Source organism: Pseudomonas sp. BJa3, assembly GCF_026343815.1.
GTDB lineage: Bacteria > Pseudomonadota > Gammaproteobacteria > Pseudomonadales > Pseudomonadaceae > Aquipseudomonas > Aquipseudomonas soli.
On sequence record NZ_JAOXMC010000004.1, the window covers coordinates 182,606 to 199,334 of the forward strand.

General features: G+C 63.9%; 16 protein-coding genes, 1 pseudogene and 1 riboswitch. Of the genes and pseudogenes, 9 read left to right on the forward strand and 8 right to left on the reverse strand.

Going from position 1 to position 16,729, the window contains the following annotated elements; all coding sequences use genetic code 11:
- Nucleotides 1–19: 19 nt before the first annotated feature.
- Both OH705_RS06040 and OH705_RS06045 read right to left on the reverse strand, forming a co-directional pair.
- A complete protein-coding gene (locus OH705_RS06040; RefSeq protein ID WP_267301393.1) occupies nucleotides 20–1,957 on the reverse strand; it encodes a DUF1302 domain-containing protein in 1,938 nt (645 codons plus the stop codon).
- A gap of 330 nt (nucleotides 1,958–2,287) precedes the next feature.
- Complete coding sequence (locus tag OH705_RS06045; RefSeq protein WP_267301395.1) at nucleotides 2,288–3,970, reverse strand: fatty acid--CoA ligase; 1,683 nt, start codon at nucleotides 3,968–3,970, stop codon at nucleotides 2,288–2,290.
- A gap of 190 nt (nucleotides 3,971–4,160) precedes the next feature.
- Between OH705_RS06045 and OH705_RS06050 the strand changes: the two genes are divergently transcribed.
- The 3 genes from OH705_RS06050 to OH705_RS06060 all read left to right on the forward strand — a co-directional run bounded on the left by OH705_RS06050 (nucleotide 4,161) and on the right by OH705_RS06060 (nucleotide 7,004).
- A complete protein-coding gene (locus tag OH705_RS06050) occupies nucleotides 4,161–5,126 on the forward strand; it encodes a 2-hydroxyacid dehydrogenase (RefSeq protein WP_267301396.1) in 966 nt (321 codons plus the stop codon).
- A 44-nt stretch (nucleotides 5,127–5,170) separates the two neighbouring features.
- Nucleotides 5,171–6,169: a methyltransferase gene (locus OH705_RS06055; protein WP_267301398.1), complete on the forward strand. Its 999-nt coding sequence runs from the start codon at nucleotides 5,171–5,173 to the stop codon at nucleotides 6,167–6,169.
- Between the two features lie 39 nt (nucleotides 6,170–6,208).
- Nucleotides 6,209–6,328, forward strand: a riboswitch (yybP-ykoY riboswitch).
- A gap of 91 nt (nucleotides 6,329–6,419) precedes the next feature.
- Complete coding sequence (locus tag OH705_RS06060) at nucleotides 6,420–7,004, forward strand: TMEM165/GDT1 family protein (RefSeq protein WP_177182881.1); 585 nt, start codon at nucleotides 6,420–6,422, stop codon at nucleotides 7,002–7,004.
- A 96-nt stretch (nucleotides 7,005–7,100) separates the two neighbouring features.
- Here OH705_RS06060 and OH705_RS06065 read toward each other — a convergent pair whose 3' ends face one another.
- Complete coding sequence (locus tag OH705_RS06065) at nucleotides 7,101–7,916, reverse strand: M48 family metallopeptidase (protein ID WP_023631454.1); 816 nt, start codon at nucleotides 7,914–7,916, stop codon at nucleotides 7,101–7,103.
- Nucleotides 7,917–9,151: 1,235 nt separating this feature from the next.
- Here OH705_RS06065 and OH705_RS29225 point away from each other — a divergent pair.
- Together OH705_RS29225 and OH705_RS29230 are read left to right on the forward strand one after the other, a co-directional pair.
- A pseudogene (locus OH705_RS29225) lies at nucleotides 9,152–9,355 on the forward strand (HAMP domain-containing protein); the annotation flags it as partial.
- 111 nt (nucleotides 9,356–9,466) lie between these two features.
- Nucleotides 9,467–10,210 carry a methyl-accepting chemotaxis protein gene (locus OH705_RS29230; protein WP_371041509.1) on the forward strand — a complete coding sequence of 248 codons (744 nt, stop codon included), beginning with the start codon at nucleotides 9,467–9,469 and terminating at the stop codon, nucleotides 10,208–10,210.
- An 85-nt stretch (nucleotides 10,211–10,295) separates the two neighbouring features.
- On the opposite strand, the gene OH705_RS06075 is transcribed toward OH705_RS29230, so the two are convergent.
- Genes OH705_RS06075 through OH705_RS06085 form a run of 3 tightly spaced genes read right to left on the reverse strand, consistent with a single transcriptional unit; the run spans nucleotide 10,296 to nucleotide 11,374 of the window.
- Complete coding sequence (locus OH705_RS06075) at nucleotides 10,296–10,916, reverse strand: SOS response-associated peptidase (RefSeq protein WP_038707353.1); 621 nt, start codon at nucleotides 10,914–10,916, stop codon at nucleotides 10,296–10,298.
- Nucleotides 10,917–10,931: 15 nt separating this feature from the next.
- Nucleotides 10,932–11,192 (reverse strand): putative signal transducing protein, encoded by a 261-nt coding sequence (locus tag OH705_RS06080; protein WP_023630964.1) that lies wholly within the window; start codon nucleotides 11,190–11,192, stop codon nucleotides 10,932–10,934.
- Nucleotides 11,192–11,374, reverse strand: a complete 183-nt coding sequence (locus OH705_RS06085; protein ID WP_010225771.1) for a CPXCG motif-containing cysteine-rich protein — start codon at nucleotides 11,372–11,374, stop codon at nucleotides 11,192–11,194. The genes OH705_RS06080 and OH705_RS06085 overlap by 1 nt, the downstream gene beginning before the upstream one ends.
- 125 nt (nucleotides 11,375–11,499) lie before the next feature.
- On the opposite strand from OH705_RS06085, the gene OH705_RS06090 reads away from it, so the two are divergent.
- Nucleotides 11,500–12,666 (forward strand): 1-acyl-sn-glycerol-3-phosphate acyltransferase, encoded by a 1,167-nt coding sequence (locus OH705_RS06090; protein ID WP_267301403.1) that lies wholly within the window; start codon nucleotides 11,500–11,502, stop codon nucleotides 12,664–12,666.
- 111 nt (nucleotides 12,667–12,777) lie between these two features.
- Here OH705_RS06090 and OH705_RS06095 read toward each other — a convergent pair whose 3' ends face one another.
- Nucleotides 12,778–13,038 carry a hypothetical protein gene (locus OH705_RS06095; protein WP_023630962.1) on the reverse strand — a complete coding sequence of 87 codons (261 nt, stop codon included), beginning with the start codon at nucleotides 13,036–13,038 and terminating at the stop codon, nucleotides 12,778–12,780.
- A 158-nt stretch (nucleotides 13,039–13,196) separates the two neighbouring features.
- Between OH705_RS06095 and OH705_RS06100 the strand changes: the two genes are divergently transcribed.
- Nucleotides 13,197–13,403, forward strand: coding sequence for a hypothetical protein (locus OH705_RS06100; protein ID WP_046857121.1), 207 nt, complete (start codon nucleotides 13,197–13,199; stop codon nucleotides 13,401–13,403).
- Between the two features lie 239 nt (nucleotides 13,404–13,642).
- Here OH705_RS06100 and OH705_RS06105 read toward each other — a convergent pair whose 3' ends face one another.
- Nucleotides 13,643–14,227, reverse strand: a complete 585-nt coding sequence (locus OH705_RS06105; RefSeq protein WP_023630961.1) for a YajG family lipoprotein — start codon at nucleotides 14,225–14,227, stop codon at nucleotides 13,643–13,645.
- Nucleotides 14,228–14,370: 143 nt separating this feature from the next.
- Here OH705_RS06105 and OH705_RS06110 point away from each other — a divergent pair, with 143 nt between their 5' ends.
- Both OH705_RS06110 and mqo read left to right on the forward strand, forming a co-directional pair.
- Nucleotides 14,371–14,604: a hypothetical protein gene (locus tag OH705_RS06110; protein WP_104444516.1), complete on the forward strand. Its 234-nt coding sequence runs from the start codon at nucleotides 14,371–14,373 to the stop codon at nucleotides 14,602–14,604.
- Nucleotides 14,605–15,208: 604 nt separating this feature from the next.
- Entirely contained in the window at nucleotides 15,209–16,714 is a 1,506-nt protein-coding gene (gene mqo, locus OH705_RS06115) for a malate dehydrogenase (quinone) (RefSeq protein WP_023630753.1), read from the forward strand.
- The last annotated feature ends 15 nt before the right edge of the window (nucleotides 16,715–16,729 follow it).

Consider the following 16,729-nt stretch of genomic DNA (forward strand, 5'->3'; position numbering starts at 1 on the left):
TCGTCCTGGATCAATGTTCTTAGAAGTTCACGCCGAAGCTGAGCGCGACGAAGTCGCGGTCATCCACGGTGGTGTACTTGCCATCGAAGAAGTTGGTGTACGACAGGCTCGCCGTGTAGGTGTTCTGGTACTCGGCGTCCAGGCCCAGGCTGATGGCCTTGCGCCCTTCCTCGAAGTTGCCGCCAGGGCCCGGGGAGTAGCCGTCGACGTCGTGGGACCAGGCCACGCTCGGGCGCAGGTTCACACCGGCGAAGACGTTGTTGTAGTCCCAGATGGCGCGAACGCGATAACCCCAGGAATCGGAGGTAGTGAAACCGTCGTTTTCGCAGTAGCGCGACAGGTTGTTCTGCTCGACACCTGCCAGCGTCGTGGCGTTGAGGCTCTGGCAGCGGCCGTTGGGCAGCGGGCCTGGGCCGTAGACCGGGTCGCGGCCATAGCGGGCCTTGGAGGTGCTTTCCAGGCCACCGACGTGGGTCCAGCCTACCTCGCCGACCATGGTCAGACGCTCGGCGCCCATGACTTGGTCGAAGAAGTGAGTGAACGTGGTTTGCAGCTGGGTGATTTCCTTGCGGCGATAGCCTGGCTGGTCGGCATCCGGCGTGCCGCGCAGGACCGAGGCGTTGGGATCCAGCGGAGTCAGCCCCGAATACAGGATGTCGGTGGTGTTCAACTGTACCGGTGCATTCGGCCGATAGCTGATCTCACCGCTCCAGGCGGTACCGGTGGGCAAGGTGGTGGAGAAGCTCAGGCCGTACAGGCGGATGTCTTCCGGGTACTCGACGTAGTAGCTGGAGTTACCCGCCACGTACAACGGCATCAGGGCCTGGAGCAGGGCCGGGTTGGTGGCGGCGGCCCCCGGAACACCAGCCCTGACCAGTGCCCCAGCCAGGTTGGCCGGGTTGTAGAAGCCAGCGGCTGCGCCGCGGCCGCTGAAGATTGGCGCCCGACTGTGGTAGTTCATGAAGTAGCCACCGAACTCGGTATTCAGAGGCTCGTACATGTAGCGCAAGGCCACGCCGAACTGGCCACTGTCACGGGCATCACGGTCGGGGCCGCGGCGCACGATCACGCCTTCGTCTGGCGAGCCCCAGGACACGCCCTGCCCGGTCAATGCGTTCATGGCCGGCCCGGCAAACGGGCCGATCTGCGCGGCCAGGCTCCTTGACACATTGGCCTGCTTGGCCAGCACCGCCAGGTTGTTGTTGCAACCGTCGGCGATCACGTCAGGCTGGGAGAAGAAGGTACCGCAGTTGTCGACGACGGTCTGGTCCCACTCGATCTGGTAGAAGCCTTCGGCGGTGAGGTTGTCGGTCACACTCTGCGACACATAGAACATGTTGACGGGGATCAGGCCTTCCTTGATCTCCGCGCCAGGGCGACGGAACGCCGAGACATCGATGGGGTTGATGGCGTTGATACCGCCGCCGATGAAGGTACTCTCACCCCAACTCACCACCTGCTTGCCCAAGCGTACGTTGCCGGGCAGGTCGCCGATGCTGTAGTTGTGGTAGACGAAGGCGTCGAGCAGTTCCGCGCCCGAGGACTTGGCGCCCTCCTTGCGGTTCGAATCGCTGATGTCCTTGAACTGGCGGTTTTCATCCTTGAGCTCGAAGTCGTACCAGTACTTGCCACGGACGAACACGCCCGTGTCGCCGTACTTGAGCTCCAGGTCGTGGATACCCTTGAAGATCTTCGAGAAGGTCTCGCCTTTCTTGAAGTTCAGGTGACCATCGTCGGAGGTCTGCGACAGGCCCCTGCCGCCGTTGTTGGCCCCGATGAGGTTCTTGTTCGGGTTGGCCGTCGACCAGCTGGCGCCAACGGAGAGCGACGAGTCGAACTGGCCTTCGATTTCACCGATGTTGAAGCTGACCGCGAAAGCAGGACTTGCGAGCGTGGAAGCGAGGCTGACGGCCAGGGGCAGTTTCGCCCGGCGCCAGAACGGGTTTGCAGATGTCATCGACGCTACTCCATGTACTTTTTTGTTATGGCAGTGAGTCCTTTCAGAAACGGCTCGAGCGCCTGGTGAAGCAGGCTCCTGCCCGTGACGCCGCGCGTTGCCGTGCGGCGCCCTCCCCCATTCCTGAAAATCCCCTGACCCGACTATAGCCAGCGGTCACAGGTGCTTGATCCCTCTAAAGTGTGATTTGCGCGTCCTGCTTGTGGCCCACCCCGATCGGCCGGCCTGCGCGCTGGCAGTGCTCAAGCATGGCTCAATTCTGTCGTTTGACAAGGCGGCATCCTGTCTAGTCTGCGGGTCGCGCTGAAAGGAGCACGACCCGCGCCTGGGTTACAGGGTGGAAAGGAATGCGCTGTTACTGGCCTGCCACTGGCTGATATCCAGGCGGATGCGCTTCTTGTCGAGCTTGCCGACGCTGGTCTTGGGAATTTCAGTAACAAGGGCGATCTGGCTGGGAATCGCCCACTTGTTGATGTGCCCCTGCTCGACGAAAGGCTTGAGGTGCTCCTTGAGCGCACGTGCATCGATACTCTGCCCCTCGCGCACCACCAGCAACGCGAACGGGCGCTCGCCCCACTGCGGATCGGGCACCCCGACCACCGCGACCTCGCGCACCGCCGGGTGGCGGCTGACCAGGTCTTCCAGGTCGAGCGACGAGATCCATTCGCCACCGGTCTTGATCACATCCTTGATGCGGTCGCGAATATCGATGAAGCCCATGCCATCGAGCGTGGCGACATCGCCAGTGTGCAGCCAGCCACCCTGCCAGAGTTCCTCGCCCTTCACCGGCTCGCGGAAGTAGCCCATGGTCAGCCAGGGCGCACGCAGCACCAGCTCGCCTTGGGTTTCGCCATCGGCGGGCAGGAAGTTGCCATTGCCATCGACGATGGCGGCTTCGACCAAGGGCACCGGCACGCCGGCCTTGATCCGGTAGCTGGTACGTTCATCCTCGCTTCCGGCCTGCAACTCGTCGTTCAGGTGCGCGGCGCTGATCAGCGGGCAGGTTTCAGACATGCCGTAGGCGGCGGTGAGCTGGATACCACGGGCCAGTGCGGCCTGGTACAGGGCGCGGTTGAGCGCGCTGCCGCCGATGATGATCTTCCAGCCACCGAAATCCTGGCCGGCTGCCGACGGGCAGTTGAGCAGCATCTGCAGGATGGTCGGCACGCAGTGGGAGAAAGTCACCTTCTCTTCACGCCACAGCCTGATCAGCATGTCCGGCTCATAGCGCCCCGGATAAACCTGCTTGATCCCCATCATGGTCGCCGCGTAGGGGATGCCCCAGGCGTGCACATGGAACATCGGCGTGATCGGCATGTAGACATCGTTGCTGCTCAGCAGCCTCACGCTGTCCAGGCTGCCGAGGACCGAGGTTTCGGCCAAGGTATGCAACACCAGCTGGCGATGGGTGAAGTAGACGCCCTTGGGGTTGCCCGTGGTGCCGGTGGTGTAGAAGGTGGTGGCCACCGAGTTTTCATCGAAATCGGGGAAATCATAATGCGGGCTCGCCGCGGCCAGAAGCTGCTCGTACTCGCCTTGCAGGCCCGGCAGGTCGGCAGACTTGTCCGGCCCATCGGTCAGCAACACGGTACCTTGCACCGTGGTCAGTTGCCCGGCGATGGCCTGGTAGAGGCCGATGAAATCACTGTTGACCAGCACGAAGCGGTCTTCGGCGTGGTTCATGGTGTAGAGGATCTGCTCCGGCGACAGGCGCACGTTGATGGTGTGCACCACGGCGCCGATCATCGGGATGGCGAACATGCATTCCAGGTAGCGGTGGCTGTCCCAGTCCATCACTGCCACGGTATCGCCGGCCTTCACCCCTGCCTCGGTCAGCACGTTGGCCAGGCGGGCGATGCGCTCGCTCAGTTGCGGGTAGGTTAGGCGGATCTGGTCGCGGTAGACGATCTCGCGGGTCTTTTCGTAACGGCTGCCGGACATCAGCAGGCGCTTGATCAGCAGTGGGTACTGGTAGGCGCCCTCGGCGGGCTTGATGATGCGCGTCTGCAACATGGGTATCCCTTTTCTTCAAAGCGGGCAGGACAGTTCAGGCAACAACTGTAGTTCGGTGACGCAGCGGTCAAATCAGCCGAAGGAATGATTTGTGCCGTGCGGGTATGAGCGCAGGCGCGACCGTTGACGAGCGGCGGCGCCGGGCCGGACACTGCGCCGAGCCCATCCTGCCCTGCCACCGGAGCCCCTGATGTCCAGCCCACGTCGCGCCGTGTTTCTCGATCACCAGTCACTGGACCTGGGTGACCTCGACCTTTCACCCTTGCATGCCCAGTTCGACACGTTGCAACTGCATGCCACGACCCGCTCGGAGCAGGTCGCCGAACGCCTGCAAGGTGCCGTGGCCGTCATCAGCAACAAAGTGATGCTCGATGCCGCCACGCTGGCCGCCAACCCGCAACTCGAGCTGATCCTGGTGGCCGCCACCGGCACCAACAATGTCGACCTGGCCGCCGCCCGTGCCCAGGGTATCACCGTGAGCAACTGCCAGGGCTACGGCACGCCGTCGGTGGCCCAGCACACCCTGGCCCTGCTGCTGGCCCTGGCCACGCGCCTCTGCGACTACGACCAGGCGGTGAAGGCCGGGCAATGGGCCAAGGCCAGCCAGTTCTGCCTGCTGGATTTCCCAATCGTCGAGTTGGAGGGCAAGACCCTCGGCCTGCTCGGCCATGGCGAACTGGGCGGCGCGGTGGCGCGCCTGGCCGAGGCCTTCGGCATGCGCGTGCTGAGCGGGCAGATCCCCGGCCGTCCACCCCGGGCCGATCGCCTACCACTGCACGAATTGCTGCCACAGGTCGATGCCCTGACCCTGCACTGCCCGCTCAACGAGCAGACCCGGCACATGATCGGTGCCCGCGAGCTGGCGCTGCTCAAGCCCGGCGCCCTGGTGGTCAACACCGCCCGCGGCGGGCTGATCGACGAACAGGCCCTGGCCGACGCCCTGCGCGGCGGCCACCTGGGTGGCGCAGCTACCGATGTGCTGAGCGTCGAACCGCCGGTCAACGGCAACCCACTGCTGGCGGCGGACATCCCCCGCCTGATCATCACCCCGCACAGTGCCTGGGGCGCGGTGGAGTCGCGCCAGCGCATCGTCGGCCAGCTGGCCGAGAACGCCCAGGCCTACTTCGCCGGGCAGCCGCGCCGCGTGGTCGGCTGACCCGCCTCTGGTACACTGCGCCACTTTTTCAGGAGGCGTCGTCCATGGACCCGCGCAGTGAAGTGTTGCTCCGCCAGGCAGAGCTATTCCAAGGCCCGCTGCTGGTCGCCGGCGCCCAGGCCGATGGCCTGCTCGGCCAGTTGCCTGGGGCCCACGGCTGGACCTGGCATGCCGGCGACCTGGCCGTGCTCGAGAGCCGCTTCGCCGGGCGCAGCCACTACGGTGTCGAAGTGCCCGAGGTAGCCTTCGACGCCGCCGTGCTGTTCCTGCCCAAGTCACGCGAGCTGGCGGCCTACCTGCTCAACGCCCTGGCCTCGCGCCTTGCCGGTCGCACGCTGTACCTGGTGGGGGAGAAACGCGGTGGCGTCGAGGGCGCGGCCAAGCAATTGCAGGCCTTCGGCCGGCCGCGCAAGCTCGACAGCGCCCGCCACTGCCAGCTATGGCAGGTGACGGTGGACAACGCGCCCGAGGCCAAGCCTCTGGAAAGCCTGGCCGAGCGCTTTGAACTGCCCCTCGAAGATGGCCCGCTGCAAGTGATCAGCCTGCCCGGCGTGTTCAGCCACGGGCGCCTGGACAAAGGCACGGCCCTGCTCCTGGAACACCTCGACGGCCTGCCGAGCGGCCATGTCCTGGACTTCGGCTGTGGTGCCGGGGTGCTCGGGGCCACGATCAAGCGTCGCTATCCGCAGAGCCGGGTCACCTTGCTCGATGTCGACGCCTTCGCGGTCGCGGCCAGTCGCCTGACCCTGGCCGCCAATGGTCTGGAAGGCGAGGTGATCAGCGGTGACGGGATCGATGCGGCCCCCACCGACCTGGACGTAATCCTGAGCAATCCGCCGTTCCATACCGGTGTACACACCGACTATCACGCCTCGGAAAACCTGCTGAAAAAATCCAGGGAACATCTGCGAAAAGGTGGTGAAATCCGTTTGGTAGCCAACAGCTTCCTTCGTTACCAACCGCTCATCGAAGGCGCCCTGGGCAACTGTGAGATCCGTGCCGAAGCACAAGGTTTTCGCATCTACCGCGCAACACATGGATAAAAACAGGGCTTGCCGAAAGCGATTCGTCTAGGCAGAATCCGCTCCGTCCTAGGGGAGTAGTCTCCCGCGAGCACCCAGCTCGCCCGGTACGCGTCAACACACTTGGCCCACAGGCCATGGCGCGTGCGACCCACGATCTGCGCAGACAGGTCCAGGGTTTGACAAGACCTATGACACGCACACCTTACCCGGGGCGGGGAGGTCGTACGTGTCATAGCCGTGTCGACCCGCCCCCGTAGGAATCCTGATGCTGGAATCATTGCTCGTCCCCACCGCGATCGTCGCGCTTGCCGAAATCGGCGACAAGACGCAATTGCTCGCGCTCATTCTCGCGGCCCGTTTCCGCAAACCCTGGCCGATCATTGCCGGGATCGTCGCCGCGACGCTGGCCAACCATGCCGCCGCTGGCGCGGTCGGCGCCTGGGTCAGCAGCTTCTTCACCGAGTCGGTATTGCACTGGATCCTCGCCGCGAGCTTCACCGCCACCGCGTTGTGGACCCTGGTGCCGGACAAGATGGACGATGAAGAAACCAGCAGCGCACGACGGTTCGGGCCATTCGTGACCACGCTGATCGCGTTCTTCCTCGCCGAAATCGGCGACAAGACCCAAGTGGCGACGGTGATGCTGGCCGCCCAGTATCCGCACCTGATCATGGTGATCATCGGCACCACCCTGGGCATGCTGATCGCCAACGTCCCGGTGGTGCTGGCAGGCAACTTCGCGGCGGAGAAACTGCCGCTGACGCTGATCCGTCGCCTGGCGGCGACCGCGTTCGTGGTGCTGGCCATCGTCGCGGTGTATTCGGCGATGAAGACCAGTGGCTGGATAGGCTGACCGTAGATGCGGGCTTGCTTTCGCTCTGAAGATGCTGGGTTTTACACCTTCATCGCGGGGCAAGCCCGCTCCCACGCCTTGCATATCCCCGAAGGATTACTTCTTGGCCGCCTGATACAGCGGCATCACCTTCGGAATCGCCGCCTGCAACGAGGCGATACGGCTGCTCGAAGCCGGGTGGGTGCTCATGAACTCTGGCGGCGCGCCTTCGGACGCCTTGCTCATCTTGTTCCACAGGGTGATCGCGGCGTTCGGGTCATAGCCGGCACGGGCCGACAGTTCGAGGCCGATCAGGTCGGCTTCGTTCTCGTTGGCCCGGCTGTTGGGCAAGGTCATGGCGTAGTTCACCACGGTGTCGGCCATGGCCATGCTGTCCTGCCCCAGACCGAAGATCGCGCCGGCACCCTGGCGTGCCATTTCCACGCCGTAGGCCTTGGACATCGCTTCACGGCTGTGCTCGCGCAGGGCGTGGGCGATTTCATGGCCCACCACCGCGGCGATCTCGGCGTCGGTCAGCTGCAGCTGATCGATCAGCCCGGTGTAGACGATGATCTTGCCGCCCGGGCCGCAATTGGCGTTGAGCTCGTCACTCTTGATCACGTTGACTTCCCAGTTCCACTGCGCGGCATCCGGCCGGAACTGTGGCGCCTGTGCGATCAGGCGCTTGGCGATGGCCTGCACGCGCTTGGCATCATTGCTGCTCTTGTCCAGCACGCCCTTGCTCGACGCCTCGCCGAGGGTCTGCTGGTAGGACTGGGCGTACATCTTGTTGACCTCATCGGTCGAAAGCATGCTGAACATGTATTGCTGGCGCTGGACGCCCACGGCACCACCACTGGTGGTATTGACCGCCTGGCAGCCGCCGAGCAGGACGCCGACCGTCAGCATGCTGACAACGAATGACTTACGCATGAAAACACTCCCTTTTTACGTGCGGCGTATCCTAGGCCCAGAAGCCCGCCCCTGCCAGAGCCGCAGGTAAGATTTCTGACAAGGTCCTCATGCTTTGGTATTAGCCCGCCGATAACACTCGGTAACGACCTCCTTGCGCGCGGAGCTTTGCCATGAAGTTCAAGTCGATCCAGTTTTCCGTAGCCGCCCTGGCCGGTGCCATCGTGCTGAGTATTGTCGCGGCCCTGGTGCTGTACGCCGTCTACTCCGGGCAACGCACCCAGGCCCTGGTGCAACAGCGCACCCAGCAACAGTTCGAAAACGTCATCGAGCAGCGCCTCACCGCCCTGGCGCGCACCCAGGTCAGCGAGATCCAGCGCGGCCTCGAAGCTCCGTTGTCGATCGCCCGCGGCCTGGCCACTGGCAACGCCATGCTCGGCATGCAGGGAAGCGACGGCCAAGCGCTGATGAGGGTCGACCGCGAGCACCTGATCAACCAGCTCAAGCGCACCGTGGAGGTCAATCCAAGCGTGCTCGGCGCTTACCTTGGCTGGGAGCCAAACGCCCTCGACCATGCCGATGCCCGCTACGTCGGCAGCAGCCTGGTGGGTATCGACAGCGCCAACGGCCGCTTCCTGCCCTGGTGGTTCCGCAATGGCGATGGCAGCCTTGGCCAGGACAAGCTGGCCGATGTCGACGACCGCACAGTCCTCGCCACCGGCGTGCGCGCCAGCGAGTACTACCTGTGCCCCAAGGAGTCGAAGAAGGCCTGCGTGATCGACCCCGCGCCTTATAAAGTGGGCGACAAGATGGTCATGCTGGCGTCGTTCGTCGAACCGATCATGGTCGATGGCCAGTTCCAGGGCATGGCCGGTGCCGACCTGTCGGTGAACTTCATCCAGGACCTGCTCAATGCCGCCGATCGCCAGCTGTACGACGGCGCCGGCGAGCTGGCGCTGGTTTCCAGCAACGGCCGCCTGGTGGCCTATACCCGTGACCCGGCGAAATTCGGCGAGAAGGCCAGCGATGTGCTGGACAGCGACGAAGCCAGCACCCTCAACAGCCTGAGCGGCGAAACCCTGCACTACGAAGTGGACGCCGGCAAGGATCGCATCGAGCTGTACCTGCCGTTCAAGGTCGCCAACACCGATGCCCGCTGGACACTGCTGCTGGAACTGCCGCTGAGCGCCGTGATGGCTGAGGTCAACCAGCTGCAGAAGGATCTGGCCGAACAGCGTCGTACCGATATCACCGGCATGACCCTCGTTGGCCTCGGCATCGCCGCCCTTGGCCTGCTGGTGATCTGGTTGCTGGCCCTGGGCATCGCCCGCCCGCTCAAGCAGATGGTGGCGATGCTCGACGACATCGCCCAGGGCGAAGGCGACCTGACCCGTCGCCTGCACAGCGACCGCGCCGACGAGCTGGGTGCCATCGCCAAGGGCTTCAATACCTTCCTGGCCAAGTTGCAGGCCATGATCAGCCAGGTAGTGGGTTCGGTGCAGAAGGTCAGCGATTCGTCCGAGCACACCGCCGACATCGCCATCCGAACCAACCAGGGCGTGCACAAGCAGATGGCCGAGATCGACCAGGTGGCCACCGCCGTGCATGAAATGACCGCTACCGCCCAGGATGTCGCGCGCAACGCCACGCAAGCCGCCCAGGCCGCCAGCGCGGCCGACCGCGCCGCCAACCAGGGCCTGGAAATCGTGCGCGACACTTCCAGCGCCATCAGCGCCCTGGCCAGCGAGATCGGCCGCGCAGTCACCGTGGTCCAGGACCTGGCCCGCGACAGCGAAAACATCAATGCGATCCTCGTGGCCATCCGCGCCATTGCCGAGCAGACCAACCTGCTGGCGCTCAACGCCGCCATCGAGGCCGCCCGCGCCGGCGAGCAGGGCCGTGGCTTCGCCGTGGTCGCCGACGAGGTGCGCAACCTGGCGCAGAAGACCCAGCAGGCCACCGAAGAAATCCAGCAGATGATCCAGCAACTGCAGCAGGGCACCCGCGAAGTGGTCAAGGTGATGGAAGACAGCCAGGGCAAGACCGACGACAGCGTGCTGCAGGCCAGCCGCGCTGCCGAGGCGCTGGAAAGCATCACCCAGGCGGTGTCGGTGATCAACGACATGAACACCCAGATCGCCAGTGCCGCCGAGGAACAGAGTGCCGTGGCCGAGGACATCAACCGCAACGTGATCAACATCGGCCAGGTGGCCGGCGAAGTGGCGGGCGGTGCCGACGAGTCGAGCCAGGCCAGCGCCGAGCTGACCAAGCTGGCGGAGCAGCAGCGCCGCCTGATCAATCAATTCAGGGTCTGAGCTTTAAGCCGCAAGTGTATAGCGACAAGTCAAAGCCGAGCACGAACCGCTTTGACTTGCCGCTTGCAACTCACAGCTTACGCCGTCAGGCGGGGGTCAGGCACTCCGGCCCATCGAGCTTCGGATCGTTGACGAAATGTGCCAGCGCCCGCTCACGCAGTGCCGTCGGCGGCTTGGCCAGCAGCTCGTGCAGTTTTGCCATCGGCGTGCCGGGGTCCAGCCACAGCGCCTGCTCGGCCTCGTCCATAATCAGCGGCCGACGTTGGTTCATCGCCGCTTGCGTGACCACCGCGCAACTCAGCCACTCTTGCTCCTGCACCGGGTAGACCTCCCAAACCGCGGCGAAGAACAACGACGCGCCCTCCCCCGGCGTTACCCAGTACGGGCGCTTGCGCGCCGTGCCGCGCCATTCGTAGAAGCCGTTGGCGGGCATCAGGCAACGGCGCTGGCGCAGGGGCTCGCGGAACATCGGCTGCTCGGCCAGGGTTTCGGCACGGGCCTGTGCCGGTGTGCGGGAAAGGTCGGTGAGCCAGGCCGGGGTCAGCCCCCAGCGAGCGCTGGCCAGCTGCAGCTGGCCGTCGACCTGGCGCTGAATCAGTACCGAGGCGCCGGGCGCGATGTTCCATTGGGCCTTCTGGCCCGGGGGGAAGCCCGGCAGGCCGGCGAAGCTCTGGGACCAGCGAAACAGGGCGTAGCGTCCACACATGGGCGAAATCAAAACCTAGCAGATCAGGGTTCCGGGATAACTCTCCGGTTCGTCACCGGCAAGCGGCTGGGCGGCATTGTACTCATCGATCAGTTGCCGTGCGTACCCGGCCTGCTCGTCGGGCACCGCCAGACCGAGCAAGCCGTGCATCGGCAACTCGCCCACGGCGCCCATCAGGTCGCGCCCGACCAGGTGCACCTCGATGCCCTCGCTGGCCAGCATGCCCACCAGCACCTGGGCCTCCAGAAGGCTTTCCGGTTCATAGATTCGCCGCATCAGTCGTTCTCACCATAGACATCGAGCATCCACTCCTCACCATGGACCTGCAGCACGAAGCGAATGGGCTTGCAGCACACCTGGCAGTCCTCGATGTATTCCTGGTCGCCGCCGGACAAGTCCACCGTGGTTTCGACTTCCTCGCCACAGTAAGGGCAATCGTAGATCGCAGTTTCCAGCATCGCGGCCTCCGGAGTGACTTGTGCGTATAATTGCCGGTCTGTTTACAGGGCCTGTGTGCGTCCGAGCCGTTTTTCGGAGCCCGCCCCTACCTAATTACCCTAGCCGTTTCCAACAAGAGAGCATGATGGGCGAATTCGATGCCATCCGACCGTACGACGACGCTGAGGTCCCTGCTGTGCTGGCACGCCTGCTCAGCGACCCGGCATTCCTCGATATCCTCACCCACTTCCGCTTTCCGCGTGCGGCGGGTGCCTTCGGCTGGCTGCTCAAACCACTGATCGCCCGGCGCCTGCGCAAGGAATTTGCCGGCGTGACCTGCGTATCCACGCTGCAGGACAAGGTCGAGTACTACGTCGACCGCACCATCGACCGCGCCACCGACGGCGTCACCTACAGCGGCGTCGAACAGCTCAAGTCCGGTACCGCCTACCTGTTCCTGGCCAACCACCGTGACATCGTGATGGACCCGGCCTTCGTCAACTATGCGGTGTACCACGCCGGCCTGCCGACACCGCGCATCGCCATCGGCGACAACCTGCTGCAAAAGCCGTTCGTCAGCGACATGATGCGCCTGAACAAGAGTTTCATCGTGCACCGTTCGATCAGCGGCCGCCGCGAGAAACTGGCCGCCTATCAACTGCTCTCGGCCTACATCAACCACTCGATCCGCAACGATGGCGCGTCGATCTGGATCGCCCAGGCCGAAGGCCGCGCCAAGGACGGTGACGACCGCACCGATTCGGCGATCCTGAAAATGTTCCACATGAGCCGCAAGGACGAACCGTTCGGCGCGGTGATCCAGAGCCTGAACCTGATCCCCGTGTCGATCAGCTACGAGTACGACCCCTGCGACCAAGCCAAGGCCCGCGAGCTGTACATCCGCGCCACCACCGGCACCTACAAGAAGGCACCCGGCGAGGACGACAACAGCATCGCCCAGGGCATCACCGGCTACAAAGGGCGGGTTCACATCAACTTCGCCCCTCCGGTGACCGAGTACCACGAGGACACCAAGCAGCTGGCGCAGGCCATCGACCGGCAGATCCTTGGCGGCTACCGGCTGTTCCCGGTGCATTACCTGGCCTATGCGATGTGGACGGAGAAAGATGCGGCACTCGAAGTGCCGAGCGCGGAAAAACTGTTCCCCGCCGATGAACTGGCCAAGGCCAAGGAAGAATGGCAGCGCCGGCTGGATGCCTGCCCGGTCGAGCAGCAGCCGTACCTGGTGCAGCAGTACGCGACGCCGGTGCGCAATCAGTATCAGGTGAAGCGTCAGCCCACTTCAGCCTGACAACACACCTGTAGGAGCGGCTTTAGCCGCGATCACCCGCAAAGCGGGTGCCAGGCACCGCGTTGCCTGGATCGCGGCTGAAGCCGCTCCTACAGGGTCGACATCAGCGATTCAGATCCAGGTACTGAACCAGGACAGCAGCAACGCCATCGCCAGGCAGCAGAAACCGAGGATGTAGTAATAACGCGGCACACGCTGCTCGAGCACGTCCACCACCCCTTCATCCATCGCCAGGCTTTCCCTGGCAAGCGCCTCGCGGCGCCGGGCGCCGTGCAGCAGCAAGCCGCCCGGGCAGGTGATCAGCAAAGCCAGCAGATTGATCAGCTTGGCCGGATGGGCGGCCAGGAAGCCCCAGAGCACTTGCAACGACATTACGCGACCTCGGTATCACATGTGGCAAAGCCCGGCATTCTACCCAAGCCCACATCGACCACCGCCACTTTGCGACCAGCTGTCATCTAATTTCACCTGTCACACGCTCGTCATCAAGACAGGCCACCCTGTCGGCCTTCAACTGACCGGAGCTTGTCATGCTGCACGCCGAAAACCAGGACCGCCTTTACCTCGTGGCCCAGAGCGACGAACAACAGGCGCTGATCGACGGCTTCGCGATCAACGTCCAGGACCGACAGTGGCTGGTGTATTGCGCCCTGGGCGGGCATGCCCATGACGACCTGCCGGAGATCGACCCGCACACGGGCATCAGCCTTCTGGACTTTCACGTCCAGGCCGCCTGACTGGCCCTAGTGTGGTGTTTTGCAAATACGACCAATAACTCGCGAGTGATTTTTGCGCTCAGGCAAGGCGTCGCGACGAGTCGTAGCCCAGCTACGGCGAGGAGCGACAACGCCGCATGAGCGCAAAAAGCACCGCGAGTTATGGTCGTTATTTGTGAAACACCACACTAGATACAGCCATGAAAAAGCCCGCTGCCTGATCCCAGGCAGCGGGCTTTTTTGACGCGGTATCGGCGTGCTTACTCGCCCAGTACCTGACCGACGGTCGGGTCCTTGAACAGGCGGGTCAGGGCATCGCTGAGCACGTCGCTCACCAGCTTGGTGTTGGTTTCCTGGTTCGGCGCCATGCCGAACCGCTGGTCCAGCGACGCACCGTAACGGCCGCTGTAGCGACGGTTGGCGTTCGACACATCAGCGCGGAAGGTGGCACCGATGGTCGCCTCGGTCACGTACATCTTGTCCTTGGGCGACTGGTACTTGAGCTCGGCCAGGGTCACGGTCAACTGCGGGGCATTGCCGGCATTCGGCGTCGGGGTGAAGCCCAGCAGGCGCACCGCCGCTTCGGCCTGGGCCTGCAGCTTGGGCACCACGTCATTGCCATTGACGGTGATGGTGCTGGTCTCGGGGTACATGCCACCACGGGTGCCGAGCGACTGCGAGGCGCGCCCATCGACGACCCTGACCACCACCGGCTGGCCGTGGCCGACCGGGGCCAACTGCTGGGTGAGCTTGGGTTGCGGGCTGAGTTGCTGCGGGCTGTGGGCACAACCGGCCAGGCTCAGGCTGGCCACCGCGAACAAACCGACCAACAGACGTTGCAACATGCGCATTTCTCCAGAAAAAGCGGCAAAGGCCCACAGTATACCTAGCGCACCACACGCCAGCCATCGCCCGGCCCGCTTGTCACAATCGTTTCATGCCCCTGCGTTTATCCTTGCGTCAACCCTCCCTCACAGGACACCACGTCATGGCCTCGCTCTGGACCCTGCTCTTCCACCGCCCGCGCCACGCCACCTACGCCCGCCTCGACAGCGATGGCACCTGCCTGGCCTTCAAGCACTGCGCCACACCGCCGGGCAACGGCACCTGGGTGCAGGTCAGCGAAGCGCGACTGACCTGGCTTGGCCGCCCGCTGCCGGCCAGCGCCCGGGTTTGCCACGGTGCAATGCGCCTTTGGCAGCAACGCACCCTCGCAGCCTGACAAACGCTGCAATAAAAACCAACAAGTACGCCCTTTCCGCCCGCGACATCGTTATAATCTCCCCCCGATTATAAGGACGTCTCCTGATCGGGCCCCGCATTCGCCGCTTCAACCCGGCACCCTCGACGCTTCGCCCACAGAGAGCCTTCCACTCAGGTCTTGCATTGGCTGTCGTGCCTGCTGTTTTCGGCCGTCCGCTGCGCATGAACCTGCGGGTTGCCATCGCGCAGTCCACTTTTGAGGTTCACGACTCCAAAAGAGCGTGAAAAAACGGTTTTTCACAACTTCACGAGAGTGTGGCGAGCAAATGAACAGTCTGGCATGTGCAAGAGCGGCAGATGTGTACCGAACAGCCCTGAACAGACGGCAAGAGCGCTCATCCCTGATGAACGCCTGAGGCCGGTCCATAACGCACGACGGGCCACTTGACCATAAGTCGAATTGCCGCACCCGTGGCAATGGGCGTTCAATAGCCGAACACCCAAGACTGATTGGCGGTGTCCGCGGAAGTTGCAAGAACTGCGAAGAGTCGGACATGGCGATCCTGGCCAACCCAGGGATCCTATGCTGTCAATTAGGTGCTGTAGATTGTGGAGACGCGTTAATGGCGCAGAACGAATCGGTTGATGTGGTACTGGTAGGCGCGGGCATCATGAGTGCCACCCTGGCCGTACTGCTCAAGGAGCTCGACCCGACCCTGAAGCTAGAGGTCGTCGAGGCGATGGACTCCGGAGCCGCGGAGAGTTCCAACCCCTGGAACAACGCCGGTACCGGCCATGCCGGCCTGTGCGAGCTCAATTACACCCCGCAGGCCGCCGATGGCAGCATCGACATCAAGAAGGCCGTGCACATCAACACCCAGTTCGAGGTTTCGCGCCAGTTCTGGGCCTACCTGAGCCGCAAAGGCAACTTCGGCTCGCCGCGCGCCTTCATCAACCCGGTGCCGCACCTGAGCTACGTCGAAGGTGACAAGGGCGTCTCGTTCCTCAAGAAGCGTTTCGAGCTGCTCAAGCAGCACCACGCCTTCGCCGAGATGGAATACACCGAAGACAAGGCGGTGATGAAGGACTGGATGCCGCTGATGATGCCAGGCCGCCCGGCCGACCAGCACATCGCTGCCACCCGCGTGATGAAAGGCACCGACGTCAACTTCGGTGCCCTCACCAACAAGCTCCTCAAGCTGCTTGGCGACTCGCCCGATGCCCAGGTCAAGTACAGCAAGAAGGTCGTCGGCCTGCGCCGCAACGGCAGCGGCTGGACCGTGAGCATCAAGGACGTCAACAGCGGCGGCAGCCGTGAAGTGGACGCCCGCTTCGTCTTCCTCGGTGCCGGTGGCGCCGCCCTGCCCCTGCTGCAGGTGTCCGGCATCCCGGAAAGCAAGGGCTTCGGCGGCTTCCCGGTCAGCGGCCAGTGGCTGCGTTGCGACAACCCGGAGATCGTCAAGCAGCACCAGGCCAAGGTCTATAGCCAGGCCGCGGTCGGCGCCCCGCCGATGTCGGTACCACACCTGGACACCCGCGTGGTCGACGGCAAGAAATCACTGCTGTTCGGGCCATACGCCGGCTTCACCACCAAGTTCCTCAAGCACGGCTCCTTCATGGACCTGCCGCTGTCGGTGCGCATGGGCAACATCGGCCCGATGCTGGCCGTAGCCCGTGACAACATGGACCTGACCAAGTACCTGGTCAGCGAAGTGATGCAGTCGATGGAGCAGCGCCTGGAATCGCTGCGCCGCTTCTACCCGGAGGCGAAAGCCGAGGACTGGCGCCTGGAAGTGGCCGGCCAGCGCGTGCAAATCATCAAGAAGGATCCGAAGAAAGGCGGCATCCTGCAGTTCGGCACCGAGCTGGTCTCGGCCGAAGACGGCAGCCTGGCTGCCCTGCTGGGCGCATCGCCGGGCGCATCGGTGACCGTGTCGATCATGCTCGAGCTGATCGAGCGCTGCTTCCCAGAGCAGGCCAAGGGCGCCTGGGCCGCCAAGCTCAAGGAAATCTTCCCCGCCCGTGAGAAGACCCTGGCCACCGACGCGGCCCTATACCACAAGATCAGCGCTGAAAACGATGTGGCGCTGGAGCTGGTGGAAAGCAGCCCGGCCAAGCATTACGCCTGATCCGGCTGAAACGAA